Raw genomic sequence first — 25,276 nt, 5'->3', positions numbered from 1 at the left:
CCGCCCAAACGACCGTTAAGCTGGGCGGGTGGGAACCGACGAGCTGTACCCGGCCGACCGGGTGGCCGCCGCGCAGCGTGCCACCGCCGCCGCGGGGCTGGACGCGCTGCTGCTCACCCCCGGCTCGGACCTGCGCTACCTGACCGGGTACGACGCCCACGCGGGGGAGCGGCTGACCTGCCTGGTGCTGCCCGCCGAGGGTGAGCCGACGCTGATCGTGCCGGTCCTGGAACGCCCGGCCGCCGAGGCGTCCCCCGCGCCGGGCATCGGGCTGCGCATCGTCGACCACGCCGACGGCACCGACCCGTACCCGCTGGTCCGCGCGGCGCTGCCCGGCCCGGCGACGGCCGTCGGCCTGGCCGACCGGATGTGGGCCGAGCAGGTCCTCGCGCTGCAGGCCACGCTGCCCGACGCCGCCCAACGGCTCGCCGGCGAGGTGCTGCGCGAGCTGCGGATCCGCAAGTCCCCCGCCGAGGTGGCGGCCCTGGCCGAGGCCGGCGCGGCGATCGACGCGGTGCACGACCGGATGGGGGAGTGGCTGCGCCCCGGCCGGACCGAGGCCGAGGCGGCCACGGACATCGCCGCCGCGATCCGCGCGGCCGGCCACGTGACCGTCGACTTCGTCATCGTCGCCGCCGGACCGAACGGCGCCAGCCCGCACCACGGCACCTCCGACCGGCCGATCGGCGCCGGCGAGCCGGTGGTGGTCGACATCGGCGGCAAAATGCCGTCGGGCTACCGCTCCGACTGCACCCGCACCTACGTCGCCGGCGGCCCCGCCCCGGCCGAGTTCACCGACTACTACGCCGTCCTGCACGAGGCGCAGCGCGCGGCGGTCGACGCCGTCCGGCCCGGGATGACCGCCGCGGCGGTCGACGCGGTGGCCCGCGACATCATCGCCGCCGCCGGCTACGGCGACGCCTTCCTGCACCGCACCGGCCACGGCATCGGCCTGGACGGCCACGAGGAGCCGTACGTCGTGGCCGGCAATCCCCGTCCGTTGGAGGCCGGCATGGCGTTCTCCATCGAACCCGGCATCTACCTGGCCGGGCGGCACGGCGCCCGGATCGAGGACATCGTCGTCTGCACAACGGACGGCGTGCAGCGGCTCAACACCACCCCCACGGAGCTCATCGCGCTATGACTGTCGACCGGATCCTCCCCACCGACGAGGCCCACGACCTGCTGGACCTCGCCACCGAACTCGCCGACCGGGAGCTCGCGCCGAGGGCCGCCGGCTTCGAGGAGCGGGGCGAGTTCCCCCGTGAGGTGCTGCGCACGCTGGGCCGGGCCGGCCTGCTCGGCCTGCCGTACCCCGAGGAGCACGGCGGCGCCGCCCAGCCGTACGAGGTCTACCTGCAGGTGCTGGAGGTCCTGGCCAGCCGCTGGCTCGCGGTCGCGGAGGCGGTCAGCGTGCACACCCTCTCCTGCTACCCGGTGGCCCAGTTCGGCACGGACGAGCAGCGCAAGCTGCTGCCGGACATGATCGGCGGGGAGCTGCTCGGGGCGTACTGCCTCTCCGAGCCGCAGGGCGGCTCCGACGCCGCTGCCCTGACCACCAGGGCGGTCCGCGACGGCGACGCGTACGTGGTCTCCGGCACCAAGGCGTGGATCACCCACGCTCGGGTCGCCGACTTCTACAACATCTTCTGCCGCACCGGCGGCCCCGGCCCGAAGGGCATCTCCTGTCTCCTCGCGGACCGGAACACCCCGGGCATCCACCCGCAGGCCGCCGAGCGGACGATGGGGCTGCACGCCTCACCGGTCGCGCAGATCGCCTTCGACGACGCCCGGGTGCCCGCCGACCGGCTGATCGGCGGCGAGGGGATGGGGTTCACCATCGCCATGTCCGCCCTGGACTCCGGCCGCCTCGGCATCGCCGCCTGCGCGGTCGGGCTGGCCCAGGCCGCCCTCGACTACGCCGTCGGGTACGCGAAGGAACGGCAGCAGTTCGGCCGGGCGATCATCGACTTCCAGGGGCTCGGCTTCACCCTCGCCGACGCGGCCACCCAGATCTCCGCCGCCCGGGCGCTGACCCTCGCGGCCGCGCGGCTGCGCGACGCCGGGCGGCCGTACTCCATCGAGGCGGCGAAGGCGAAGCTCTTCGCCACCGACGTGGCGATGCGGGTGACCACCGACGCGGTGCAGGTGCTCGGCGGCGCCGGCTACGTCGCCGACCACCCGGTCGAGCGCTACATGCGGGAGGCCAAGGTGCTGCAGATCGTCGAGGGCACCAACCAGATCCAGCGCCTGGTCATCTCCCGCGCCCTGGCCAAGGGCCACTAACCTGTGCCGATGGCCTTCCCGCGGATCACCATCGACCCCGACGTCATGGGAGGTGCGCCCTGCGTGCGGCAGTCCCGCATCCCGGTCGCCACCCTGCTGGCGATGATGGCCGAGGGGATGTCCGTCACCGACATCCTCACCGACCTGCCGTTCCTCGACGAGGCGGACATGGCGGAGGTGCTGAACTACGCCGCGGACGCGGTACGCGACCGGACGGCGCGTTGATCGTGACGGTCGGTGGACCGGGGGAGGCGCGGGTGCCATTTTCCCGGTAGGTTGCACGCCGTGGAGGAGATCGACCGCGCAATCGTCGCCGCGCTGACCGGGGACGGTCGGCTGTCGTACACGGACCTGGCCGAGAAGGTGGGTCTGTCGGTGTCCGCGGTGCACCAGCGGGTCCGCCGGCTTGAGCAGCGCGGCGTCATCAAGGGGTACGCCGCCCGCGTCTCCTTCGAGGCGCTGGACCTGCCGCTGACCGCGTTCGTGGCGATCCGGCCGTTCGACCCGTCGCAGCCGGACGACGCGCCGGAGCGGCTGGCCCACCTGCCGGAGATCGACTCGTGCTACTCGGTGGCGGGGGAGGACTTCTACCTGCTGCTGGTGCGGGTGGCCAGCCCGACGGACCTGGAGCGGGTGCTGCAGGAGATCCGCACGGCCGCGAACGTCACCACCCGCACCACCGTGGTGCTGTCCACGCCGTACGAGAACCGGCCGCCGAAGATCAGTGCCGAGTTCCCGGGGCGGGGTCGGTCCCGGGCGGCGGCGGAGCCGGCTGGTTCCAACGCTGGATGACCTGCCGTCCGTGCTCGTGACCGAGCACGCTGACGGTGGTGGTGTCCAGCCGCAGCAGACCACCGGCGGACGGGGGCAGGCCGATCCAGCGGGCGCCGAGCACCCGCAGGCTGTGCCCGTGGCCGACCAGGGCGACGTTGCCCTGGTCGAGCAGGGGAGCGACCCGGGCGAGCACTCGGTCCAGCCGCTCGCCGACCTCCGCGGGTGACTCCCCGGCTGGGGAGCCGTCGGTCCAGAGATTCCAATCCGGATTCTCCTCGTGGACGTCGGCGGTGGTGCGTCCCTCGTACTCGCCGTAGTTCCACTCAGCCAGGTCGGGGTCGGTTGCGTCGACGTTGAGACCGGCGAGGTGGGCGGTGCACACGGCCCGCTGTCGAGGGCTGGACAGCACCCGGACGAAGCGCCGGCCGGCGAGCATCACGCCCAGCGCGCGGGCCTGTCGCTCGCCGTCGGGGGTCAGCTCCAGGTCCGTGTACGAGGTGTGCCGGTGGCTGGCGCTCCAGGTGGTTTCGCCATGCCGGATAAGCAGGATCTCTCCCATTCGTCCAGTTAACCAGCCGCAGCGTCCTCCCGTTCACCTAGTATCCTAGGACGCCTTGGCGGCGGTGCCGGCCGCCACCGGAAGAGCATGCGTTTCAGCGGGGAACACCTGGGGACGCGGTGGGGGAGCGGGCGACGGCCCGCAGCACCGCGGCAGCGGAGGAGAGCCCCATGAGCTTCACCGACAAGGCGAAGAGCAAGGCCCAGGAGATGAGCGGCCTCGCCAAGGAGCGGATCGGCGACGCCACCGACAACGAGCGGTTGCGGGCGGAGGGCGCCAGGGAGCAGAGCGCGGCCCGGGCCCAGCAGGCAGGCGAGAACGTCAAGGAGGCCGGCCGCGACGTGCGGACCTCGTTCGAGAAGTGACCCGTACGGGCGGCGGGCTTCCGGTCTCCGGGGGCCCGCCATCGCGTGTCCATACTGGCGTTCTGAGACTCGGCACCGCCACGTTCCGGGCTTGCGTTCGGTACCCGGGTACGGGATTACCGTCGAGGCATGAGCCGCGATGACGAGGGTTGGGTGCCCGAGGCGTGCACCCTGCCGACGGTGCGACGGCCACTGCGGGTGGCCGAATTCGACGAGCTGTTCCGCACGGCGCTGCGCGGCCAGCGGCGGTTGTCCCCTTGGGAACTGGCGGGAGGCGCCGAGGCTGCGACGCGGGACCTGACTGCGCGGGAATCCGCGTGCTGCTCGTTCTTCAGCTTCACAGTCGCCCATGCGGCAGGCGGAGTCCGGGTGGACGTGCGGGTGCCGCCGGCGTACGTTGCGGTGCTGGACGCACTGGCCGATCGGGCGGCGGCTGCGAGGAGCGCGTCGTGACCGGGTTGCGCAGCGGTGAGGTGGCCGCGGCGGCGGGGTTCAACCCGCAGACTTTGCGCTACTACGAGCGCCGGGGGCTGCTGGCCGTGCCGAGCCGCAGCCCGGGCGGGCACCGCGTCTACCCGCCGGAGACGGTCGCCCTGTTGCGCGTGGTGAAGGCGGCGCAGCGGTTGGGTTTCACCTTGGACGAGGTGGCCGGGCTGCTCGAGGTGGGCGGCGGCGTGGGGCGCCCGACGTGCGGTCCCGGGCGGAGGCGAAGCTGGCCGAGGTGGACGCGCGGATCGCCGATCTGCGGGTGGTTGCCGGGACGTTGCGGGCGGCCGTCGAGGACGGTTGCGCGGATCTGGTGGAGTGCGCGGGCACGCCGCGCTGCCCGCTCCCGTTCGATGTGCCGGGGGAGCGGCGCGTCGGGGGTCGGCGAGGCGTGCCGGCCGGGTGTGGGCCCAGCGCTGGGTAGGGTCACGGCGTGATGGTCGCCCGGTCCCTGCTGCTGTTCGTGCTGGCCGCGTTGGCGGAGATCGGGGGAGCCTGGCTGGTCTGGCAGGGCTGGCGGGAGCACCGGGGGCTGTGGTGGGTCGCGGCGGGCGTGCTGGCGCTGGGGGCGTACGGCTTCGTTGCGACGTTCCAGCCGGACCCGAACTTCGGTCGCATCCTGGCCGCGTACGGGGGTGTGTTCGTGGCCGGGTCGCTGGCGTGGGGAGTGGTGGTGGACGGGTTCCGCCCGGACCGCTGGGACGTTGTCGGCGCGGCGATCTGCCTGCTCGGCGTGGCGGTCATCATGTACGCGCCGAGGGAGAGCTGAACGCCCGTCCCCGCGCAAGCGACGGGCGGCGAGAGTCGGGCCGGGCGACTGACCTCTACGCCACGGCCGCTGTGCCCGGTGCGCGCCGTCGGGCGTCGGCCAGCAGCATGGCGGTGAGCATGACGGTGGTGTCGCGGTGGGGAAGACGCGTCACCCGGCACCTCAGGGGTGCCGGGCGACGGTGGGTCGGGTCAGTCGTCGCGGTGCTCGGCCCACCACTGCTGGCCAGCCTCCGGCAGGGTGTCGATCGGGTCGTAGTAGGCGTAGCGCTTGTTGAGCGCCTCCAGGTCGGCGGACTCGATCGAGGTGCGGTAGTTCTTGGTCCAGTAGGAGATGCCGCGTTCGCGGTCGTACTCGGTGAGCATGTGCACCCAGCGCTTGCCGACGAAGGGGACGTCGCAGACGATGCGCGGGGTGGCGTAGCCGGGCAGGTAGCCCATGATGTCGTGCTGGAGCTGCTGGGCGTGCCAGACCGGGACCCGCCAGTGTTCGGCGTTGGGGATCATGTCGCACATGTAGAAGTAGTACGGCAGGATGCCGGCTTCGCCTTGGAGGGCGAAGCAGAGGTCGAGCAGGTCCGGGGTGGTGGCGTTGACGCCGCGCATGAGCACGCCCTGGTTGCGGACGTCGCGGACGCCGACGTCGAGGGCGGTCTGGGCGGCCTTGGCGACCAGCGGGGTGAGCGACTGGGCGTGGTTGACGTGGGTGTGGATGGCGAGGTTGACGCCGCGGCGGGCGGCGGTGCGGGCGACCCGTTCCAGGCCCTCGACGACGTCGGGCTGGAGCCAGTGCTGGGGCAGGCCCATGAGGGCCTTGGTGGCGAGCCGGATGTCGCGGACGGTTTCCAGTTCCAGTAGCCGCATCAGGTACGACTCGAGGTTGCGCCACGGCACGTTGGCCACGTCACCGCCGGAGACGACGACGTCGCGGACGCCGGGGTGGGCCTTGAGGTAGGCGATGTGGGCGTCGTAGCGGTCGACGGGCTTGAGGGTGAGCTTGAGCTTGTCGACGGCGGGGGTGGAGTTGCCGACGAGGTCCATCCGGGTGCAGTGCCCGCAGTACTGCGGGCAGGTGGAGAGCAGCTCGGCGAGGACCTTGGTGGGGTAGCGGTGGGTGAGGCCCTCGGCGACCCACATGTCGTGTTCGTGCAGCGAGTCGCGGCTGGCGTAGGGGTGGGACGGCCAGTCGGTGCGCCGGTCGGAGGCGACGGGGATCATGTAGCGCCGGATGGGGTCGGCGAGGAACGCCTCGGTGGTCATCGGCGCGAACGGCACCATCGTGTTGATCATCTGCGGCGGCACCAGCATCGACATGGTGGCCAGGGCCTTCTGGTCGGCCTCGAGGTCGTCGTAGAACGACTCGTCGACGAGGTCGCCGAGGACGGTGCGCAGCTGCTTGATGTTCTTGACGCAGTTGACCCGCTGCCACTGGGCGTTCTCCCACTGCTCGCGGGTGACGTGGCGCCAGCCGGGGAAGCGGGTCCAGTCGGGTTCGACCAAGGGGCTGCGGCGGTATTCGTACGGCTGCCCGGCGGTCGGTACGGCGACCGGGGCGTGACGGGGTTGAGGGATGGTCTCAACCGGTTGGGTCTGGGTCACGGCCCCTCCTCGGTGCGTGGCGCGGGTTGATCAGCGGTCCCGAAGGCTACTGGAAAATATCCGGTGAAGAAACTATTCTGCCGGAAGTTTTCCCGCGACGCGAGTCCTGGCCAGGGCTTCGGGCGGGCTGGACGGAGGAGGGTCGGCGTGACGTCACCGGTGGGTCTGCACCGCGTCGTGGAACCGGCGGGGGTGCTGCCGCAGGCGGCCTGGCGGCTGGACGCCGACCCGCGGATCGCGTCGAACGAGGTCCGCATCCGGGTGGAGCGGCTGAACCTGGACGCGGCGAGCTTCCGGCAACTGTCGGAGAAGCACGGCGGCGACGGGGAGAAGGTCCGCGCCGAGGTGCTGGAGATCATCTCCAGCCGGGGGAAGATGCAGAACCCGGTGACCGGGTCGGGCGGCATGCTGATCGGCACGGTCGAGGAGGCCGGGCGGCGGTCCCCGCTGGGACTGACCGCGGGCGACCGGGTGGCGACCCTGGTGTCGCTGACGCTGACCCCGCTGATGATCCTCGACGGTCTGGCCCGCTGGGACGGGCGCAGCGAGCAGGTGCCCTGCGACGGGTACGCGATCCTGTTCGCCCGGTCGATCGCGGCGGTGCTGCCGGCCGACCTGCACCCGGAGCTGTCCCTGGCGGTCCTCGACGTGTGCGGGGCGCCGGCGCTGACCGCCCGGGTGGTGGCCGAGCACGTGGCGCGTCGGCAGCGTGAGGGTGACCCGCGGCCGGTGAGCGTGGCGGTGATCGGCGGCGCCGGCAAGAGCGGGTCGCTGTCCCTCGCCGCGGCGCGGCGGGCGGGCGCGGCTCGTACCGTCGGGGTGGTGCCGGTGGCGGCGGAGCGGGACGCGCTGACGGCGGCCGGGCTGGCAGACAGCGTCGCGTTGGCCGACGCCCGCGACCCGGTGGGCCTGTCCACGGCGGTGACCACCGCGCTGGGCGCGCCCGCGGACGTGACGGTGGTCTGCGTGGATGTGCCGGGCTGCGAGCACGGGGCGGTCCTGGCCACCGAGGACGGCGGCACGGTGATCTTCTTCTCGATGGCGACGAGTTTCGCGGCGGCGGCGCTGGGCGCGGAGGGCCTGGCGGCCGACGTGACGATGCTGGTGGGCAACGGGTACGTGCCGGGTCACGCGGAGGTGGCGCTGGAGCTGCTGCGCTCCGAGCCGGGGGTGCGTCGTCTCTTCGAGTCCCGGTTGGCGGCAGACTGAACCCCATGACGAACCCCTCGACCTTGTACCGCGGCGGCGTGCTGCACTGCCCTGCCGAGCCGAGCGCGACCGCGCTGCTGGTGCGTGACGGCAGGATCGCCTGGCTGGGCGCGGCCGCGGACGCGCCGGCCGCCGACCGGGTGGTGGACCTCGACGGCGCGCTGGTGACACCGGCGTTCGTGGACGCCCACGTGCACGCCACCGACACCGGGCTGGCCATGTCGGGCCTGGACCTGTCGGCGGTGCGCTCGGCCGGTGAGCTGCTGGACGCGGTGTCGGCGTTCGCGGCGGGCCTGCCGGGCGACGCGGTGGTGCTGGGGCACGGCTGGGACGAGTCGAACTGGCCGGAGAAGACCCTGCCGGACGCGGCGACGCTGGACCGGGCGGCCGGCGGCCGGCGGGTGTACCTGTCGCAGGCGTCGATCCACTCGGCGCTGGTGTCCGCGGCGCTGCTGGCGGCCTGCCCGGAGGCGGCGGCCGCGCCCGGCTACGACCCGTCGGGCTGGCTGCGGCGCGACGCCCACCACGTGGTGCGGGCGGCGGCGCTGGGCTCGGTGTCGGCGGCGCAGCGGGTGGCGGTGCAGGGGACCGCGCTGCGGCACGCGGCGTCGCTGGGCATCGCCGCGGTGCACGAGTGCGGCGGGCCGGGCACGTCGGACGAGTCGGACTTCACTGGCCTGTTGGCGATCTCCGGCGACCGCGTGCCGGAGGTGTACGGGTACTGGGGTGAGTTGCTCGGCGCGGCGAAGGCCCGGGAACTGGGCGCGGTCGGGGCGGGCGGTGACTTGTACGCTGACGGCGCGTTGGGGTCGCGCACGGCGCACGTGTCGGCGGCGTACCTCGACGGTGAGCCGGGCGGCTGCGGGCACGGTTACGTCACCGCCGAGCAGGTGCGTGACCATCTGCTGGACTGCACGGCGCACGGGCTGCAGGGCGGGTTCCACGCGATCGGCGACGCGGCGATCTCCACGGTTCTGGAGGGGTTCGCGGCGGCGGCGCAGAAGGTGGGCACCGACCGGCTGCGGGCGGCCCGGCACCGGGTCGAGCACGCGGAGATCATGAACAAGCGGCTGATCGCCGGGTTCGTGGAATACGGGATCGTCGCGAGCATGCAGCCGGCGTTCGACCGGCTGTGGGGCGGCGCGGGTCGGATGTACGAGTCGCGGCTGGGCCTTTCCCGGTCGTTGGAGTCGAACCCGGTGGGGGCGATGCACTCCGTCGGCGTGGCGTTGGCGTTCGGGTCGGACTCGCCGGTGACGCCGCTGGACCCGTGGGGTTCGGTGCGGGCCGCGGCGGCGCACCACAACCCGGCGCAGCGGATGAGCGTGCGGGCGGCGTTCGCCGCGCACACCCGCGGCGGGTGGCGGGCGGTGCACCTGGACAACGAGGGTGTGCTCGCGTTGGGCGCGCCGGCGACGTTCGCGGTGTGGTCCACCCCGGCCGGGGTGGACCGGGGACTGCCGGTGCTGCTGGCCGAGGACCCGGAGCTGCGGGGTCCGGAGGACCCGACGCCGCTGCCGGCGTGCCGGGCCACGGTGCTGCGGGGTGACGTGATCTATGAGGAAGGGCTTTCGTGAGGGGCAAGCTTGAGCTGGATCCGGCGCTGGTGGCGCGGGCGCGGGAGTTGGCGCGCCGCGCCGGGCAGCCGGTGGTGGATCTGGCGCGCAGCCACACCACCGTGTCGGTGGAGCGGGCGGTGCTGCGGCTGGCCGGGGTGACCGGCGCCGACCCGGACGGCATCCCGTGGGTGAACCGCCTGGTCGACGCGGTGGTCGCCGACACGGGTCTGGGGCACGGGGTGGCGGCGTCGGTGTTCGACGCCCTGGCCCGGGAGGACATCACCGACGTGACGCTGCTGGCGCAGAAGGCCGCCGCCGGGTCAGTGCGGTTCCAGCAGCCCACCGGCAAGGCCGCCACCGCGGCGCGCAAGGCCGCCCGCAGGGCGGTCGCCGCCGGGATCCGGCAGATCGATCGGCGCCGGGCCGAGCGGGACCGCCTGGTGAAGCGGTACGGGGATCCGAAGCAGCGGCCGTGGATCTACCTGATCGTGGCCACCGGCGACATCTACGAGGACATTCCCCAGGCGCAGGCCGCCGCCCGCGCTGGCGCGGACATCATCGCCGTGATCCGGTCAACGGGGCAGTCGCTGCTGGACTACGTGCCGGAGGGGGCGACCCGGGAGGGTTTCGCCGGCACCTACGCCACGCAGGAGAACTTCCGGCTGATGCGGGCGGCACTCGACGAGTCGTCGAAGGAGCTGGGCCGGTACGTGCGGCTGACGAACTACGCGTCGGGGCTGTGCATGCCGGAGATGGCGACGTTGGCCGGCCTGGAGCGGCTGGACATGATGCTCAACGACTCGATGTACGGGATCCTGTTCCGCGACATCAATCCGATCCGCACGTTCGTCGACCAGCGGTTCTCCCGGCAGGTCCACGCCCGGGCCGGGATCATCATCAACACCGGTGAGGACAACTACCTCACCACCGCCGACGCCGTCGACGAGGCGCACACGGTGACCGTGTCGCAGCTGCTCAACGAGTACTTCGCGCACGAGGCTGGGCTGGCCGACTGGCAGTTGGGGCTGGGGCACGCGTTCGAGATCAACCCGGATGTGCCGGAGTCGTTCCGCCTGGAGCTGGCGCACGCGCTGCTGGCCCGGGAGCTGTTCCCCGACGCGCCGCTGAAGTGGATGCCGCCGACGAAGCACATGACCGGCGACGTGTTCCGCGGCAACCTGCTCGACGGGTTCTTCAACCTGGTCGGCACCATGACCGGGCAGGGCATCCTGCTGGTCGGCATGATGACCGAGGCGGTGGTGACGCCGTGGCTGTCCGACCGGGACATCGCCCTGCAGAACGTCCGGTACGTGCTCGGCGCGGCCGGTGGGCTGCACGAGGACTTCGTGCCCGCGCCGGGCGGGTTCATCCAGCAGCGCGCCCACCGGGTGCTGGGCGAGGCCGTCGATCTGCTGGAGCGCATCGGCGAGCAGTCGCTGCTGACCGCGATCGCCGAGGGCACCTTCGGGATCATGAAGCGGCCCGCGGACCGGGGCAAGGGCCTCGACGGCGTCGCCAGGCACGAAGCCGACTACTTCAACCCGGCCACCGAGATCCTGGAAGGGGACGCCACGTGAGCGCCGTGCAGGCCGACCCGGCGGCGCCGGGCGGCGCCGAGAAGAAGATCGTCCGGCCGTACGGGGACACCACCGGCGACGGCATGGTGCAGGTGTCGTTCACCCTGCCGGTGCCGCACGACAAGCGGGCCGAGGGCGCGGCCGTCCAGCTCGCGAACAGGATGGGCATCGACCCGGCGATGCTGGTGCACGCCAAGCCCATCGGCGACGGGTTCACCTTCTTCGTCGTGTACGGGCGGGTGAACCACCTGGTGGACCTGGCCACGGTGCAGGTGGTCGAGCGGGACTTCCCGCTGCTGTCGGCCAAGGAGGTCAACGCGGTGGTGAAGCAGAGGTTGCGGCGCAAGCTGTCCGTGGTCGGGGCGTGCATCGGCACCGACGCGCACACCGTGGGCATCGACGCGATCCTCAACGTCAAAGGCATCGCCGGCGAGAAGGGCCTGGAGTACTACCGGGAGTTGAAGGTCACCAACCTGGGCGCGCAGGTCAGCGTGCCGGAGCTGGTGGAGGCCGCCCGGGCCGAGAAGGCCGACGCCGTGCTGGTGTCGCAGGTCGTCACCCAGCGCGACGCGCACCTGCACAACACCCGGGAGATGTCCGCGGCGTTCCGCGAGGCGATGCCGGCCGGGAAGCGGCCGCTGCTGATCGTCGGCGGCCCCCGGTTCGACGAGACGATGACCGACGAGCTGGGCGTGGACCGGATCTTCGGCCGGGGCACCACCCCCGGCGAGGTCGCCAGCTACCTGGTGCACGCGCTGATCACGAACAAGAAGGCGAAGGCATGAGCGACGCACGGCTGGGCTTGACGGTGACGCACCGGCGGTACGTGCCGTACTCGCACGCCCACTACGCGGGGAACCTGGTCGACGGGGCGTATGCGCTGGGGCTGTTCGGGGACGTCGCCACCGAGGTGTGCATCCGCACCGACGGCGACGAGGGGCTGTTCGCCTCCTACTCCGACGTCCAGTTCCGGGCGCCGATGAAGGCCGGGGACGTCCTCGAGGTGACCGCGACGGTGACCCGGGTGGGCACCCGCAGCCGCACCATCGACTTCGCGGCCCGCGTGGTGTGCCGGGGCCGCCCCGACAAGGGCGAGTCGGCCGCCGAGGTCCTCGCCGCGCCGATCGTGGCGGTCACCGCGACCGGCACGGTGGTCGTACCCCCGGCGGCGTGAACGTCGCCGTCTGCGCCGACGTCGGGTCCACGTACACCAAGGCGGCGGTGGTCGACCTCGACGGCGGCGCGCTGGTCGCGGCCGCGTCGGCGCCCACCACCGTCGGCACGGACGTGCTGCACGGCCTGGACGCCGCCGTCGGCGCGGCCACCGCCCGGCTCGGCGTGGCCGACCTGCCCTGGTACGTCTGCTCGTCCGCCGGCGGCGGCCTGCGGCTCGCGGTCATCGGCTACGAGCCCCTGGTGACCGCGCAGGCCGGCCGGCGGGTCGGCCTGTCCGCCGGGGCGAACGTGGTGCACGTGGCCGCCGGCAGGCTCGGCGCCGCCGAGCTGACCGCGCTGCGCGCCGCCCGCCCCGACGTGGTGCTGCTGGTCGGCGGCACCGACGGCGGCGACGCCGACACGCTCACCCACAACGCCACGCGGCTGGCCAGGGCCCGCTGGCGGGTGCCCGTGGTGCTCGCCGGCAACGTCGACGTCCGCGACGACGTGCACGACCTGCTCGCCGCCGCGAAGGTGCCGGTGACCGTCGCCGACAACGTGCTGCCCCGCATCGGCGTGCTCGCCCCCGCGTCGGCGCGGGCGGCGATCCGCGAGGTGTTCCTGCGCCACGTCATCGGCGGCAAACGGCTCTCCCGCGGCACCCGCTTCGCCCGGCTGGTGCGGGCCGCCACCCCCGACGCGGTGCTCACCGGGGTGGAACTGCTCGCCGACGCCCTCGGCGGGGACCTCGCCGTCGTCGACGTCGGCGGCGCCACCACCGACGTGTACTCGGCGCTCACCCCCGACGAGCGCGACAGCGGGCCCGGGCGGGAGGTTGCCGGCACCCTGTGGCGGGCCCGTACCGTCGAGGGGGACCTGGGCATGCGGTGGAGCGCCCCCGGCGTGGTGCGCGCGGCCGCCGAGGAACGTCTGCTCACCCCGGCCGAGCAGGACGACCTGGCCGCCGCGGCGGCGGTGCGGGCCGGCGAACCCGGCTTCCTGCCCGCCGACGACACCGACCGGGCGGTGGACGCCCGGATCGCCGCCCTCGCGGCCACCGTGGCGCTGCGCCGGCACGCCCGTGGCGCGGCGACCGGGGAACGGGCCGGCCGGGACCTGCGCGACGTGCGGCTGCTCGTCGGCTCCGGCGGGGTACTGCGCCACGCGACGCCCACCGACGCCGCCGGCGTACTCGGCGCGGTGCTGACCGATTACGCCGGCGGCTGGCCGCTGCCCCGCGCGGCCCGGCCGGTCGTCGACGTCGACTACGTCCTCGCCGCCGGCGGGCTGCTCGCCGAGGAACATCCCCGGGCGGCGCGGGCGCTGCTGCGCCGCCACCTCGACCGGTGACCCGCCGCCGTCCCCGCGTCGACGCGAACGCCGAGGTGGGGACGGGTGAAGGCCGAAGCAGCGGCGACCGCGCACGGCGGAGACTCCCCACCGTCGATCGAGACTCGCCGACGCGACACGCCGTGGCGCAACACACGACAGGCCCGGACGGGTTGACAGCGGGCGGGGTCCAGCACGTACCGTCTTTGAGTCCTACCACGGGAAGCGGCTGTTGTTCGCTTCGTCCCTTCGTCCGCTGGCCGAGTGACCCACAGGTCGCGGCGGCCAGGTCCAGCGGACGGGGGTCGGCGGGGCGGCGCGAACCGGCCGCGGTTACCGGTGTACGGGCAGGGTGAAAGGCACGGCCAGTAGACAACGGCCAGGCGGGGGCAGCCAGTCCACGTCCGGTCGGTCCGAAGGTCGGCGCCGTTCATCCTCGCCCCACCGGCCGGGAAGGGCCTGGGAGCATCGGGGCGCGGCGCGAGCCGCGCCCCGATTTCGTTCCCGCCTCAGACCTCCCGCCGGTACGTCTCCAAGCGGTCGGCGAGCAGCACCGGTTGGCTCAGCGCCAGCAGGTGCCCGCCGGGCAGTTCGTCGGGCTGCACGCCCAGCCGCTCACGCGCCAGCCGGCGCTGGAAGTCGACCGGGAAGAACCGGTCGTCGCGGCCGGACACCACCCGGGTCGGCACGTCGGGCCAGCGGCGCAGCGGATTCGGTCGGGTGAACACCGCCGGCGACTCCTGCGGCCCGCCCGCGGACATCATCCGCGCGGTCACCTCGTCGGGCACGTCATGGAAGAAGTCCGTCGCCAGGTCCACGCCGGCGTCCGGGTCGCGGCCCTGCGCGGCGGCGTACGCGGCGCGGGCGGCCGGGTGACCCGTCGCCGCCCACCAGTCGCCCGCGGTCTCCCCGGGCGCCGGGATCATCGGGTTCACCAGCACCAGCAGCCGCACCGCCGGATGGTCGGCGACCAGCGGGGCGATGAACGCCCCCAACGACTGGGCCACCAGTACCACGTCGGGGCGGTCGGGCACCGCGGCGCGGACGACGGCGGCGTACTCGGTCAGGGCGGCGTGCTCGTCGGCGGCCGGCAGGTCCACTGCGATCGCCTCCCGACCCCGGCGGCGCAGCTCGCCGCCGAGCAGCCGCCAGTAGTCGGCGCTGCCGCCGGCGCCCGGGATGAGCACGTACGTCATCGTCGCCCCCCGCAGCTGCCCCGTGGTCGCATGGCGCACAGGATGCCAGGCGGGTCCGACAGGTGCGTGTCGGAACACCCCAGGGTCAACGGGCGGTGGGGCGGGCGCGGACGTGCAGCCGCTCACCCTGCGGGCCGAAGAGGGTGAGCAGCTCCGCCGGCTGCGGGTCGGGGTTGGCGACCGCGTGCGGTACGCGAGTGTCGAACTCGGCGACCTCGCCCGGGGTGAGCAGGAGGTCGTGCTCGGCCAGCAGCAGGCGGACCCGACCCGACAGCACGTACAACCACTCGAAGCCCTCGTGGACCTGCTGTTCCGGCTCGGCGGGGGTGTGCGGCGGGAGGATCTGCTTGAACGCCTGCAGGCCACCCGGGCGGCGGGTCAGCGGCAGGAAGGTGATGCCGTGGCGGACGATCGGGCGCGGGTGCACCCGCGGGTCGCCGGTGGCGGGCGCGCCGACCAGCTCATCGAGGGGCACCTGGTGGGCCCGCGCGAGGGGCAGCAGCAGCTCCAGGGTGGGCCGGCGGCCACCGGACTCCAGGCGGGACAGGGTGCTGACTGAGACGCCGGTGGTCTCGGCGAGCTGGGCGAGGGTGACGCCGCGCCGGGTGCGCAGGGCCCGCAGCCGGGGACCCACCGCGGCCAGCACCGCCGCCTCCTCGTTTGCCATACCGGCAACGGTACTTGTCGGCGACCGCGGGCCGGCGAGCGCCGTTCCCGATCCTGACCGGGGAGCGGCGGTACGGGGACGGAGACCTGCCCGTCATCCGGATGCCCGACTCAGGCGGGCCGGGACACCGACGTCGGCATGTCCTTCGGCAGACGGCTCACCGATCGACCGTCCAGCTGAGGGAACCGCCAGCTGATTCGTTTGCCATACCGGCAACAATCCTTGCGATCGGTCGCGGTCCGGCGGAGCGTGGCACCGACGACCCGCGACGAAGGGATTCCCCGTGGACGACAGGTACGACGTGGTGGTGATCGGTGGGGGTGCGGCCGGGCTCAGCGGGGCGCTGACCCTGGCGCGGGCCCGACGGTCCGTGCTGGTGGTGGACGCGGAGCAGCCCCGCAACGCGCCCGCCGGGCAGGTGCACAACTACCTGGGCCGCGACGGCACGCCGCCGGCCGACCTGCTCGCCGCCGGCCGCGGCGAGGTCACCGGGTACGGCGGCGAGATCGTCGCCGCGACGGCCGAGGACGTGCGCAGGGACGGCGGCGACTTCCTGGTCCGGCTGGGCGACGGGCGCGGGGTGCGGGCCCGGCGGCTGCTGGTGACCACCGGCCTGGTCGACGAACTGCCCGACGTGCCCGGGCTGGCCGGGCGGTGGGGACACGACGTGCTGCACTGCCCGTACTGCCACGGCTGGGAGGTCCGCGACCGGCGGATCGGCGTACTGGCCACCGGGCCGCTCGCCGCGCACCAGGCGCAGCTGTGGCGGCAGTGGAGCCCGCACGTGACGCTGCTGCTGCACGACGCCCCGAAGCTGGACGGGGAGGAGGCCGAGCGGCTGGCCGCGCGCGGCATCACCGTCGTCGACGGCCCGGTCGCCGGGCTGGAGGTGACCGCGGACGCGCTCACCGGGGTACGGCTGGCCTCCGGCGAGGTCATCGCGCTCGACGCGGTGGTCGTGGGCGCCCGGATGACCGCCCGGGCGGGCCTCCTGCGGTCGTTGGGGCTGACGCCGGTCGACGTGGAGATGGGCGGGCATGTCGTCGGCGCGCAGATCCCCGCCGACCCGACCGGGGCCACCACCGTGCCCGGGGTGTGGGTGGCGGGCAACGTCGCCGACCTGCGCGCGCAGGTGATCACGTCCGCGGCGGCCGGCCTGAACGCCGCCGCCGCGATCAACGCCGACCTGGTCGCCGAGGACACCGCGGACGCGGTCGACCGGTACCGGCACGACCTGCGCACCATGTTCGAACGGTCCGGGTGGGAGGAGCGCTACCAGGCCCGGCCGCAGTGTGGAGCGGACGGCCGAATCCGCAGCTGGTGGCCGAGGCCGCCGAGCTGGCGCCGGGCCGGGCGCTGGACGTCGGCTGCGGCGAGGGCGCGGACGCCGTCTGGCTCGCCCAGCGGGGCTGGCAGGTGACGGCGGTCGACATCGCCGACACCGCGCTGCGGCGGGCCGCCGGCCACGCCGCGGAGGCCGGCGCGGACGTCGCCGACCGGATCACCTGGACGCGGGCGGACCTGCGCGAGCAGCCGCCCGCCGAAGGCCGGTACGACCTGGTGTCCGCGCAGTTCATGCACCTGCCGGGCGACACGCGGCGGCCGTTGTTCGCCCGGTTGGCCGCCGCGGTGACTCCCGGCGGCACCCTGCTGATCGTCGGGCACCATCCGTCCGACCTGCGCACCAGCGCGCACCGGATGCACTTCCCGGACATGATGTTCACCGCCGAGGAGGTGGCGTCCTCGCTCGACCCGGGGCAGTGGCAGGTGTGCGCGGCCGAGTCCCGGCCCCGGGCCGCGGTGGACCCGGACGGGCGGGAGATCACCATCCACGACGCCGTCCTGGTGGCCCGCCGCCGCTGAGGGCCGGCCATTGGGGGAACTCCCATGCCCCGGTAGGGGCACGGGCGGGGCCGCCGGCGCCCTGGCGGCCCCGCCCGTGCCGGGCCGGCGCGGGCGCCGCCGGGTAGCCTTCGGCGCGTGATCGTGGTGAGGTGCCGGTGACGACGCTCGACCGGGAAGAGACGCGTGCCACCAACGGGGCACGCGAGGGCGGGAGCGGGCGTCCGCTGCCGCTGAAGGTGGCCGTGCCGCTGGCGATCGCGGCCGGGCTGGCGCTGCTGGCCGCGTTCCCCCCGTACGGGGTGTGGCCGCTGGCGCCGGTCGGCGTGGCGATGCTGGCCGCGGCCGCGCACCGGCGGCGGCTGCGCGCCGGCGCCGGACTGGGCTTCCTGACCGGGGTGGCCCTGTTCGCGCCGCTGCTGGAATGGACGAACCTGCACACCGGCTACCTGCCGTGGGTGCTGCTGTCCCTGCTGCAGGCCGGCTACCTGGCGCTGCTCGGCGCGGCCACCGCGTGGGTGACCCCGCTGGTCGACCGGTGGCGCTGGGCGTGGCCGGCGCTGACCGGGCTGCTGTGGGTGGGGCAGGAGGCGCTGCGGGACCGCACCCCCTTCGGCGGGTTCCCGTGGGGGCGGCTGGCGTTCAGCCAGGACTCCTCCCCGCTGCTGCCGCTGGCCGCGCTCGGCGGGGCGCCGCTGGTCACCTTCGCGGCCGCGCTGGCCGGTGGGCTGCTGGTCGCCCTCGCCTGGCGCAACTGGCGCCACCAGGCCGGGCAGTGGCGGCCGGTGGCCGGGCTGCTCGCCGCACTGGCCGTCGTCCTCGGCGCCGGGTCGGCGGTGCCCGTCGGCGTACGCGGCGGGGGAGAGAGCCTGACCGTGGCCATCGTGCAGGGCAACGTGCCCCGGCTCGGGCTGGACTTCAACGCCCAACGCCAGGCCGTGCTCAACAACCATGTCGACGCCACGCTGACCCTCGCCGCGCAGGTCGCCGCCGGGGCACAGCGCCGTCCCGACCTGGTGGTCTGGCCGGAGAACTCCAGCGATATCGACCCGCTGCGCAACCCCGGCGCCGGGGACCGGATCTCCCAGGCCGCCGACGCGATCGGGGCGCCGATCCTGGTCGGGGCGGTGTTGCTCGGCCCGGGCGCCGGGCAGGTCCGCAACGCCGGCCTGCTGTGGCGCCCCGGCAGCGGGGCGGACCTCGGGCAGCTCTACACCAAGCGGCACCCGGTGCCGTTCGCCGAGTACGTGCCGCTGCGCTCCATCGCCCGCAAGGTCAGCTCCGAGGTCGACCGGGTCCGCTCCGACTTCGTCGCCGGCACCAACCCCGGCGTGCTCGACGCCGGGCCGGCGGTGCTCGGGGACGTGATCTGCTTCGAGATCGCCTACGACGGCATCGTCCGGGACACCGTCACCGGCGGCGCGCAGCTGCTGGTCGTGCAGACCAACAACGCCACCTTCGATGTGGCCGAGGCCCGCCAGCAGCTGGCGATGGTGCGGCTGCGGGCGGTCGAGCACGGCCGTGCCGCGCTGATGGCCTCCACGGTCGGAGTGTCCGGGTTCGTTACCCCGGACGGGCGGGTAGACGGTGCCACCGGATTCAACACTGCGGCGGTGGTGGTCCGGCAGATGCAGCTCGGGGACGGTCGCACGCCGGCAACCCGGGCGGGGGTGTGGCCCGAGGTGGCCCTCGCGGCGCTCGCCGTCGCGGCCCTGGCCGGCGCCGCGGTGCTGCGCCGCCGCCGGGAGGTCGCCCCCGGGTAGGACGACGGGTGCCGGTACGCCGGCGGAAGGCGGTAACGCGGTGGTCGAGGCAGTCGACAGACGGACGGTCGGCCATCCGGGGGTGGGACGGGTCCTCGTGGTGATCCCCACCTACAACGAGGCCGACAACGTCACCCGGATCGTCGCCCGGGTGCGGGAGGCCGCCCCCGCGGTGGAGATCCTCGTCGCCGACGACAACAGCCCCGACGGCACCGGCGCGATCGCCGACGCCCTCGCCCGTACCGACCCGCACGTGCACGTGCTGCACCGGGAGGGCAAGAAAGGGCTCGGCGCGGCCTACCTGGCCGGGTTCGCCTGGGCCCGCGACCGCGGGTACGACGCGGTGGTGGAGATGGACGCCGACGGCTCGCACGCCCCGGAGGACCTGCCGGCGCTGCTGGACGCCGCCCGCGACGCCGACCTGGTGATCGGCTCCCGGTGGACGCGCGGGGCGCAGGTGGTGAACTGGCCGCTGCGGCGGCTGCTGCTGTCGCGCTGCGGCAACATGTACGCGCGCCTGGCGCTGGGCATGCCGGTGGCCGATGCCACCGGCGGCTACCGGGTTTACCGGTCGACGGCGCTGGCGGCGATCGACCTGGAGTCGGTCCGCTCCCAGGGGTACGCGTTCCAGGTGGAGCTGTCCCGGCTGGCGCACCGCGCCGGGGTGCGGATCGTGGAGGTGCCGATCACCTTCGCCGAGCGGGAGCACGGTGACAGCAAGATGAGCCCGCTGATCGTGGCCGAGGCGCTGTGGCGGATCACCGGGTGGGCGGTGCAGGACCGGCGCACGGCGGTGCGGCGGGGCGTGCACCGCACCCCCGACGGTCAGGTCCGGTGGCCCTGAGCGGCGCCGTGTCATGCTGGAGAGGGCGGATGTCCGGCCGCCCCAGGCAAGATGAGGTGACATGCGCCGAGGACTGAGGTTCGTACCGCCGGCCCTGCTGCTGATCGCGGTGCTGGAGCTGACGGTGTTCGTCCTGGTGGGCCGGGGGATCGGGTTCGGTTCCGCGGTGCTGCTGGTATTCGTGGCGTCCCTGCTCGGGCTGGTGCTGCTGCGCCGGGAGGGGATGCGCGCGTGGCGGGGCTTCCGGAGCGCCGTCGAGTCCCGTCAGCCTCCGGGACCGCAGGTGACCGACGGGCTGGTGGGGCTGCTGGGGGCGTTGCTGTTGGCGACGCCCGGGCTGGTCAGCGGCGTGGTCGGGCTGTTGCTGCTGGTGCCGCCGGTGCGTCGGCTCGCCCAGGTCGGCGTGCAACGTGCCGCCGAGCGCCGGGTGTCGTCGATGGTCGCCGGTGACCTGTTCGGCCCGCGCCGGGTCCGGGTGCGTCCCGGCGCCCCGCAGCCGCAGCCGGAGCCGGCGCCTGCACCCCAGCAGCCGATCACCGACCCGGGGCGGGCCATCGAGGGCGAGATCATCGAGCCCGGCCGGCCCTGAGCGACACACGACACGAAGCGCCCCCGGGAAGAACCTTCCCGGGGGCGCTTCGGTCGTTCGTGGTGCGCTCAGGCGCGGCCGCGGCGGGTGCGGACCTCCTGGAGCCGCTCGGCCAGGATGTCCTCCAGCTCGGCGATGGAGCGGCGCTCCAGCAGCATGTCCCAGTGGGTACGCGGCGGCTTGGCCTTCTTCTGCTCCGGCTCGCTGCCGTCGACCAGCCGGGCGACGCTGCCGTCGAACTTGCACTCCCAGGTCGCCGGGACCTCGGCGTCGACGGCGAACGGCACCTCGAACTGGTGGCCCTTGGCGCAGAGGTACTCGCGGGTCTGACGCGGCGCGAGCTCGGTGTTGCGGTCGGATTCATAGCTCACCGCGCCCAGGCGGCTTCCGCGCAGCATACGCTCGCCCATGATCGACTTCCCCTCGTTGGTGGTGCTGGTCTGTTCGGTGTAACGGTCCGTCGCCGCCGGGGCATTCCCGCCCGGGTGGGTGATCCGGCCCCGCGACCCCCGCAAGGGTAACCGGCCATGACCTGAACCCGGCGGGGTCGTCCCCGGCCGGGTCGAAACGGTGGAGTGTTTTCGGTGTCACCGGGGATGTTAGCCGCCCCAGGTGTGCGGGAGGTGACGATGACCAGTGACGCGCCGGTCGACGCCCGACCGCCCGGCGGGAAGACCTTCTTCGGTCACCCGCGGGCGCTGTCGACCCTGTTCCTCACCGAGATGTGGGAGCGGTTCAGCTTCTACGGCATGCGCGCGATCCTGGTGCTCTACCTGACCGCCACGGTCGCCGACGACGGGCTGGCGATCCGGGAGTCCACCGCCAACGCCGTCTACGGCACCTACAACGCCATGGTCTACCTGATGGCGCTGCCCGGCGGCTGGGTCGCCGACCGCCTCATCGGGGCCCGGCGCAGCGTGCTGTGGGGCGGCGTGGTCATCGCGGCCGGCCACTACGTGATGGCGATCCCCGCCCGGTGGAGCGTGTTCGCCGGCATGAGCCTGATCGTGCTCGGCACCGGACTGCTCAAGCCCAACATCTCGACCATGGTCGGCGACCTGTACGACCGGGACTCCCCGCGCCGCGACGCCGGGTTCTCCATCTTCTACATGGGCATCAACCTGGGCGCGTTCATCGCACCACTGATCACCGGCTTCCTCGGCGAGAAGATCAACTGGCACCTGGGCTTCGGTGCCGCCGCGATCGGCATGACCTTCGGCGTGCTGCAGTACGTGCTGGGCCGGCGCAACCTCGGCGAGGCCGGCGCCCGGCCCGCCGACCCGCTGCTGGGCGCCGACCGCCGCCGGGCGCTGACCCGCATCGGCCTCGTCACCCTGGCGGTGCTGCTGGTGCTCGCCGTCCTCGCCCTGGCCGGGCTCTTCACCGTCAACACCGTGGTGAACCTGCTCACCATCGTCACCGTGCTCGTGACCGTCGGCTACTTCGCCCGGATCCTCACCGACCGGGAGATCAGCGGGACCGAACGCAGCCGGATGAAGGCGTACCTGTGGCTGTTCGTCTTCGCCGCGGCGTTCTGGCTGATCTACGACCAGGCCGGGTCGGTGCTGAACATCTTCGCCGCCGACAAGACCGACCGGGACGTGCTCGGGTTCACCTTTCCCGCCTCCTGGCTCCAGTCGGTCAACCCGATCCTGATCATCATCGGCGCGCCGCTGGCCGCCTGGCTGTGGCTGCGCCTGGGGCACCGAGTCGCCACGCCGATGAAGTTCGCCGTCGGTCTGGTCCTCAACGGCCTGTCGTTCGTGCTGATGGCCGCGGCCGCCAAGGCCGCCGTCGGCGGCGACCTGGTCTCCCCGTGGTGGCTGGTGGCCGTGTACGCCATCCAGGTCGCCGGTGAGCTGGCGCTGAGCCCGGTGGGTCTGTCGGCCACCACCAAGCTCGCCCCGGTGAAGTACGCCAGCCAGATGATGGGCCTGTGGTTCCTCGCCACCGCCGTCGGCGACGCGATCGGTGGCCAGGTGGCCCGGCTGGCCGAGACGTGGCCGGAGCCGACGTACTTCCTCACCTTCGGGCTGGCGTCGGTGGTGCTGGGGCTCGGCGCGGTGATGTTCGCCCGGCACATCCGGCAGCTGATGGCCGGCATCCACTGACCGGCCCGGCGGTCACACCGTCGGGGTCGGCGGCAGCGGCAGCGGTAGGCCGGGCAGCCCGTCGATGCTGGTGGCGACGTGCTCCTTCGTGGCGAAGTACGCGCTCAGCGAGGCGTCGTCCTCGCGGGCGAAGCGCTTGCCGTGCAGGTCCCGGTCGGCGTCGTAGGTCATCAGCGGCACCGCGTAGCCGCAGGTGTCGCGGATCAGCTCGGCACGTACCAGGATGATCGCGCGCAGGCCGTGCGCGCCGGCGTCGATGTCGGGGAAGAGCCGGACCAGGGCGGCCCAGCGGGGATCGTCGCGGAACACCGGCTCGCCGCGGCCGTGCACCCGCACGATGTTCGGCGGGCCGGAGAACGCGCACCACATCAGCGTGATCCGGCCGTTCTCCCGCAGGTGGGCGATCGTCTCGGCGTTGGAGCCGGCGAAGTCCAGGTAGGCGACCGTCCGGTCGTCGACGACCGCGAAGGAGCCGCGCAACCCCTTGGGGGAGAGGTTGACCGTGCCGTCGCCGGACAGCGGCGCGGTGGCGGTGAAGAACATCGGCTGCTCCTCGATGAAGGTGCGCAGCCGGCCGTCGATGCGTTCGTACGTCTTTCCCACCTGGGCATCATCGCCGCCGACGGGCGCTGCCCGCTGTCCCGTCCCGGCCCTCGGCGATGTGCGGGCGCTCACTCAGGCGGGCAGTGCGAGCTGTTCACGCAGCCAGTCGGCCACGGTCGCCAGCGCCGGGGCGGCGATGCCGTGCCCGACCGGGTCGCGGCGGGCGACCGTTCCGGCGCCAGAGTCGTCGAGCAGGTAGGTCCAGGTGCGGTCCAGCAGCTCGCGGGGAATGACGGTGTCGTGGTCGCCCTGCGCCACGACGACGGACGCGCCGGTCAGCCGGCCGGGCGTGGTGGGGACGCCGGCGTCGAACGGCAGGGTCCCGTACAGGATCGCGGCACCGGCGTACCGGTGCGGGTCGTCGAGGAGGAGCCCGCCGGCGAACGCGGCACCGCCGCTGAACCCGATCAGCACCACCGGGCGGCCTGCGGGAGCCACCGCGTCGAGCCACCCGCGGAACCAGTCCATCGTCGCGCGCAGCGACTCGGCCACCGGGCGGCCGATGCCGCGGTTGGCGAACCAGGCATACCCGCCGCCCTCGGCGATCGGCGCGCGCACCGCCGCGTACGTGGGGCCGGCCGGCAGGTGGTCGGCGAGGGCGAGGATCTCCCGCTCGTGCGAGCCGCGGCCGTGCAGCAGCACCACCAGCGGTGCGGCCGGGTCGGCGCTGCCCGCGGTGACCACGACGGCCGGCGGGAAGGTCTGCGCGGTGGTCACTGCCCTGCCCGCTTCGCGCGGAGGATCGCGATACGCATGCGGCGTCCCAATCTCAGATAGTTGCTTACTCAACAAAACTAGGTCGCAAAAGTTGAGCAGTCAACATCCCCGGGTCAGGCGCTCTCGGGGCGGCGGGAGCTGAGCCGGGCCAGGGCGCCTGCCAGGTCGCTGACCTGGTCGGCGAGCTGCGCCGCCCGCCGCTGGGCCAGGTCCCGGTCGGCCTCGGCAGCCCGCAGCCGTACCGTCAGCTCCGCCAGCCGGGCCTCGACGGACGCGGCGGCGGCGCGGGCGGCGCCCAGGTCGGCCGCCACGCTGTCCCGCTCGTCGGCCCGGGCCGCCAGCTCCTGGCGCGCCGCCACCGCCGCCACCACCGCCTCCTGCCGCGCGGCCTCGGCCCGGCCCCGCGCGTCGGACGCCTGCTGACGGGCCCGGTCGGCCTCGGCGGCGGCCGCCCCCGCCCGGGCCGCCTCGGCGCGCGCGGCCTCAGCCTCCGTGCGGGCCTGCGCGGTCTCGACGCGCAGCCGCTCGGCCCGCTCCACGGCCTCAGTGGCCGAGCGGGTGGCCCGCTCGGCGTCGCCGCGCGCGGCGTCCCGCTCAGCGGTGAGGTCGGTGGTACGTCGCCGCTCGCCCTCCAGCTCCGACCGCAGGGTACGCAGCTCGGCGCGGGCGTCGTCCCGGTCCCGCTCGGCCTGCACCCGCAGCGCCTGCGCCGCGCTGGCCTCCCGCCGCGCCTCGTCCCGGGCCGTCTCGGCCTGCTCCGCCCGCCCGACGGCGCGGCCGGACTCCTCGACGGCCCGGTCCGCCCGCTCGCGGGCCGCGTCCCGATCGGCGACCGCCGCGCGGGCCTCCTGGCGGTCGCGGACGGCGGTCGCGGCCGCGTCCTCGGCATCGCGGCGGGCCTCGTCCCGCTCGGTGTGCGCGGCGGCCACCTGAGCGGCCGCCTCGGCGCGCAGCAGCGCGAGCTGCCGCTCCACCCCGGCGGGGGAGAGCTCCGCGTGCAGCGCCTCGGTGAGGGTCTCCACGATCTGGTCCAACCGGTCCACCGCCTCCCAGGTGCGGGCGACCTGGCCGGGCAGGCCGGGGGCGGTGCGGTGGCGCATCCGGGAGTTGCGCGACGCCCGCTGGCAGGCGCCGTCGTTGTCCCGGCAGTACCGGAACGGCCGGCCCGCGCCGGCGCGCTGCGGCACCTCCCGTCCACAGTGGGCACAGGGGCGGGTGTCGGCGGCGGGGGTGGTGGCGGGCTGGGCGTCCATCGAGCGCGAAGTCTAGTGGCTCCGG

Annotated in this window: 28 protein-coding genes; 20 read left to right on the top strand and 8 right to left on the bottom strand. The window is 74.1% G+C overall.

Going from position 1 to position 25,276, the window contains the following annotated elements; genetic code table 11:
- Nucleotides 1-28: 28 nt before the first annotated feature.
- Genes GA0070613_RS25470 through GA0070613_RS25455 form a run of 4 tightly spaced genes read left to right on the top strand, consistent with a single transcriptional unit; the run spans nt 29 to nt 3,078 of the window.
- Nucleotides 29-1,144: a M24 family metallopeptidase gene (locus GA0070613_RS25470; RefSeq protein WP_089014585.1), complete on the top strand. Its 1,116-nt coding sequence runs from the start codon at nt 29-31 to the stop codon at nt 1,142-1,144.
- The gene (locus GA0070613_RS25465; RefSeq protein ID WP_089014584.1) at nt 1,141-2,286 is read left to right on the top strand and encodes an acyl-CoA dehydrogenase family protein; all 1,146 of its coding nucleotides are present in this window, start codon (nt 1,141-1,143) and stop codon (nt 2,284-2,286) included. Before GA0070613_RS25470 ends, GA0070613_RS25465 begins: the two co-directional genes overlap by 4 nt.
- Nucleotides 2,287-2,295: 9 nt before the next feature.
- On the top strand, nt 2,296-2,511 hold the full coding sequence (locus GA0070613_RS25460) for a DUF433 domain-containing protein (RefSeq protein ID WP_089016195.1): 216 nt from the start codon (nt 2,296-2,298) through the stop codon (nt 2,509-2,511).
- A gap of 60 nt (nt 2,512-2,571) precedes the next feature.
- Nucleotides 2,572-3,078, top strand: a complete 507-nt coding sequence (locus GA0070613_RS25455; protein WP_089014583.1) for an Lrp/AsnC family transcriptional regulator — start codon at nt 2,572-2,574, stop codon at nt 3,076-3,078.
- On the opposite strand, the gene GA0070613_RS25450 is transcribed toward GA0070613_RS25455, so the two are convergent.
- Nucleotides 3,008-3,619 (bottom strand): histidine phosphatase family protein, encoded by a 612-nt coding sequence (locus GA0070613_RS25450; protein ID WP_089014582.1) that lies wholly within the window; start codon nt 3,617-3,619, stop codon nt 3,008-3,010. The two genes, GA0070613_RS25455 and GA0070613_RS25450, sit on opposite strands and share 71 nt — an antisense overlap.
- Nucleotides 3,620-3,789: 170 nt before the next feature.
- On the opposite strand from GA0070613_RS25450, the gene GA0070613_RS25445 reads away from it, so the two are divergent.
- The 4 genes from GA0070613_RS25445 to GA0070613_RS25430 all read left to right on the top strand — a co-directional run bounded on the left by GA0070613_RS25445 (nt 3,790) and on the right by GA0070613_RS25430 (nt 5,239).
- The gene (locus tag GA0070613_RS25445; protein WP_089014581.1) at nt 3,790-3,984 is read left to right on the top strand and encodes a CsbD family protein; all 195 of its coding nucleotides are present in this window, start codon (nt 3,790-3,792) and stop codon (nt 3,982-3,984) included.
- Between the two features lie 129 nt (nt 3,985-4,113).
- Nucleotides 4,114-4,437 (top strand): hypothetical protein, encoded by a 324-nt coding sequence (locus GA0070613_RS25440; RefSeq protein WP_089014580.1) that lies wholly within the window; start codon nt 4,114-4,116, stop codon nt 4,435-4,437.
- Nucleotides 4,434-4,907 (top strand): MerR family transcriptional regulator, encoded by a 474-nt coding sequence (locus GA0070613_RS25435; protein ID WP_331716701.1) that lies wholly within the window; start codon nt 4,434-4,436, stop codon nt 4,905-4,907. The genes GA0070613_RS25440 and GA0070613_RS25435 overlap by 4 nt, the downstream gene beginning before the upstream one ends.
- Nucleotides 4,904-5,239, top strand: coding sequence for a YnfA family protein (locus GA0070613_RS25430; protein ID WP_089014579.1), 336 nt, complete (start codon nt 4,904-4,906; stop codon nt 5,237-5,239). The genes GA0070613_RS25435 and GA0070613_RS25430 overlap by 4 nt, the downstream gene beginning before the upstream one ends.
- A 191-nt stretch (nt 5,240-5,430) precedes the next feature.
- Here the strand turns inward: GA0070613_RS25430 and GA0070613_RS25425 are convergent, their stop codons facing one another.
- A complete protein-coding gene (locus GA0070613_RS25425; RefSeq protein WP_089014578.1) occupies nt 5,431-6,837 on the bottom strand; it encodes a KamA family radical SAM protein in 1,407 nt (468 codons plus the stop codon).
- 147 nt (nt 6,838-6,984) lie between these two features.
- On the opposite strand from GA0070613_RS25425, the gene kdd reads away from it, so the two are divergent.
- Genes kdd through GA0070613_RS25395 form a run of 6 tightly spaced genes read left to right on the top strand, consistent with a single transcriptional unit; the run spans nt 6,985 to nt 13,687 of the window.
- On the top strand, nt 6,985-8,046 hold the full coding sequence (kdd, locus tag GA0070613_RS25420; protein WP_089014577.1) for an L-erythro-3,5-diaminohexanoate dehydrogenase: 1,062 nt from the start codon (nt 6,985-6,987) through the stop codon (nt 8,044-8,046).
- Between the two features lie 5 nt (nt 8,047-8,051).
- Nucleotides 8,052-9,623 (top strand): amidohydrolase, encoded by a 1,572-nt coding sequence (locus GA0070613_RS25415; protein WP_089014576.1) that lies wholly within the window; start codon nt 8,052-8,054, stop codon nt 9,621-9,623.
- Entirely contained in the window at nt 9,620-11,182 is a 1,563-nt protein-coding gene (gene kamD, locus GA0070613_RS25410; RefSeq protein ID WP_089014575.1) for a lysine 5,6-aminomutase subunit alpha, read from the top strand. The genes GA0070613_RS25415 and kamD overlap by 4 nt, the downstream gene beginning before the upstream one ends.
- Before the next feature lie 5 nt (nt 11,183-11,187).
- Nucleotides 11,188-11,967, top strand: a complete 780-nt coding sequence (gene kamE, locus GA0070613_RS25405; protein ID WP_089016194.1) for a lysine 5,6-aminomutase subunit beta — start codon at nt 11,188-11,190, stop codon at nt 11,965-11,967.
- A complete protein-coding gene (gene kal / locus GA0070613_RS25400) occupies nt 11,964-12,356 on the top strand; it encodes a 3-aminobutyryl-CoA ammonia lyase (RefSeq protein ID WP_089014574.1) in 393 nt (130 codons plus the stop codon). The genes kamE and kal overlap by 4 nt, the downstream gene beginning before the upstream one ends.
- Nucleotides 12,353-13,687, top strand: coding sequence for a glutamate mutase L (locus GA0070613_RS25395; protein ID WP_089014573.1), 1,335 nt, complete (start codon nt 12,353-12,355; stop codon nt 13,685-13,687). The genes kal and GA0070613_RS25395 overlap by 4 nt, the downstream gene beginning before the upstream one ends.
- Before the next feature lie 488 nt (nt 13,688-14,175).
- Here GA0070613_RS25395 and GA0070613_RS25390 read toward each other — a convergent pair whose 3' ends face one another.
- Together GA0070613_RS25390 and GA0070613_RS25385 are read right to left on the bottom strand one after the other, a co-directional pair.
- On the bottom strand, nt 14,176-14,862 hold the full coding sequence (locus tag GA0070613_RS25390; protein WP_089014572.1) for an alpha/beta fold hydrolase: 687 nt from the start codon (nt 14,860-14,862) through the stop codon (nt 14,176-14,178).
- An 85-nt stretch (nt 14,863-14,947) separates the two neighbouring features.
- Nucleotides 14,948-15,529 (bottom strand): helix-turn-helix domain-containing protein, encoded by a 582-nt coding sequence (locus GA0070613_RS25385; RefSeq protein WP_089014571.1) that lies wholly within the window; start codon nt 15,527-15,529, stop codon nt 14,948-14,950.
- A gap of 283 nt (nt 15,530-15,812) precedes the next feature.
- On the opposite strand from GA0070613_RS25385, the gene GA0070613_RS25380 reads away from it, so the two are divergent.
- The 5 genes from GA0070613_RS25380 to GA0070613_RS25360 all read left to right on the top strand — a co-directional run bounded on the left by GA0070613_RS25380 (nt 15,813) and on the right by GA0070613_RS25360 (nt 20,567).
- Entirely contained in the window at nt 15,813-16,949 is a 1,137-nt protein-coding gene (locus GA0070613_RS25380; protein ID WP_089014570.1) for an NAD(P)/FAD-dependent oxidoreductase, read from the top strand.
- Nucleotides 16,850-17,392 (top strand): SAM-dependent methyltransferase, encoded by a 543-nt coding sequence (locus tag GA0070613_RS33115; RefSeq protein ID WP_157746531.1) that lies wholly within the window; start codon nt 16,850-16,852, stop codon nt 17,390-17,392. Before GA0070613_RS25380 ends, GA0070613_RS33115 begins: the two co-directional genes overlap by 100 nt.
- 137 nt (nt 17,393-17,529) lie before the next feature.
- Nucleotides 17,530-19,134 (top strand): apolipoprotein N-acyltransferase, encoded by a 1,605-nt coding sequence (gene lnt, locus GA0070613_RS25370; RefSeq protein ID WP_089016193.1) that lies wholly within the window; start codon nt 17,530-17,532, stop codon nt 19,132-19,134.
- A 40-nt stretch (nt 19,135-19,174) separates the two neighbouring features.
- Nucleotides 19,175-19,978, top strand: coding sequence for a polyprenol monophosphomannose synthase (locus tag GA0070613_RS25365; RefSeq protein WP_089014568.1), 804 nt, complete (start codon nt 19,175-19,177; stop codon nt 19,976-19,978).
- 61 nt (nt 19,979-20,039) lie between these two features.
- Nucleotides 20,040-20,567, top strand: coding sequence for an FxsA family protein (locus GA0070613_RS25360; RefSeq protein ID WP_089014567.1), 528 nt, complete (start codon nt 20,040-20,042; stop codon nt 20,565-20,567).
- Between the two features lie 68 nt (nt 20,568-20,635).
- Here the strand turns inward: GA0070613_RS25360 and GA0070613_RS25355 are convergent, their stop codons facing one another.
- Nucleotides 20,636-20,977 (bottom strand): RNA polymerase-binding protein RbpA, encoded by a 342-nt coding sequence (locus tag GA0070613_RS25355; RefSeq protein WP_089016192.1) that lies wholly within the window; start codon nt 20,975-20,977, stop codon nt 20,636-20,638.
- Nucleotides 20,978-21,196: 219 nt separating this feature from the next.
- Between GA0070613_RS25355 and GA0070613_RS25350 the strand changes: the two genes are divergently transcribed.
- Nucleotides 21,197-22,678: a peptide MFS transporter gene (locus GA0070613_RS25350; protein WP_089016191.1), complete on the top strand. Its 1,482-nt coding sequence runs from the start codon at nt 21,197-21,199 to the stop codon at nt 22,676-22,678.
- Nucleotides 22,679-22,690: 12 nt separating this feature from the next.
- Here the strand turns inward: GA0070613_RS25350 and GA0070613_RS25345 are convergent, their stop codons facing one another.
- From GA0070613_RS25345 to GA0070613_RS25335, 3 genes are all read right to left on the bottom strand, one after another.
- Nucleotides 22,691-23,281 (bottom strand): pyridoxamine 5'-phosphate oxidase family protein, encoded by a 591-nt coding sequence (locus tag GA0070613_RS25345; protein WP_089014566.1) that lies wholly within the window; start codon nt 23,279-23,281, stop codon nt 22,691-22,693.
- 72 nt (nt 23,282-23,353) lie between these two features.
- Nucleotides 23,354-23,998 carry an alpha/beta hydrolase gene (locus GA0070613_RS25340; RefSeq protein WP_089014565.1) on the bottom strand — a complete coding sequence of 215 codons (645 nt, stop codon included), beginning with the start codon at nt 23,996-23,998 and terminating at the stop codon, nt 23,354-23,356.
- Nucleotides 23,999-24,111: 113 nt separating this feature from the next.
- Nucleotides 24,112-25,251 carry a coiled-coil domain-containing protein gene (locus tag GA0070613_RS25335; protein ID WP_089014564.1) on the bottom strand — a complete coding sequence of 380 codons (1,140 nt, stop codon included), beginning with the start codon at nt 25,249-25,251 and terminating at the stop codon, nt 24,112-24,114.
- Nucleotides 25,252-25,276: the final 25 nt, after the last annotated feature.

Source organism: Micromonospora inositola (assembly GCF_900090285.1).
Taxonomy (GTDB): Bacteria; Actinomycetota; Actinomycetes; order Mycobacteriales; family Micromonosporaceae; genus Micromonospora; species Micromonospora inositola.
This window is presented reverse-complemented; position numbering and strand designations above follow the sequence as displayed.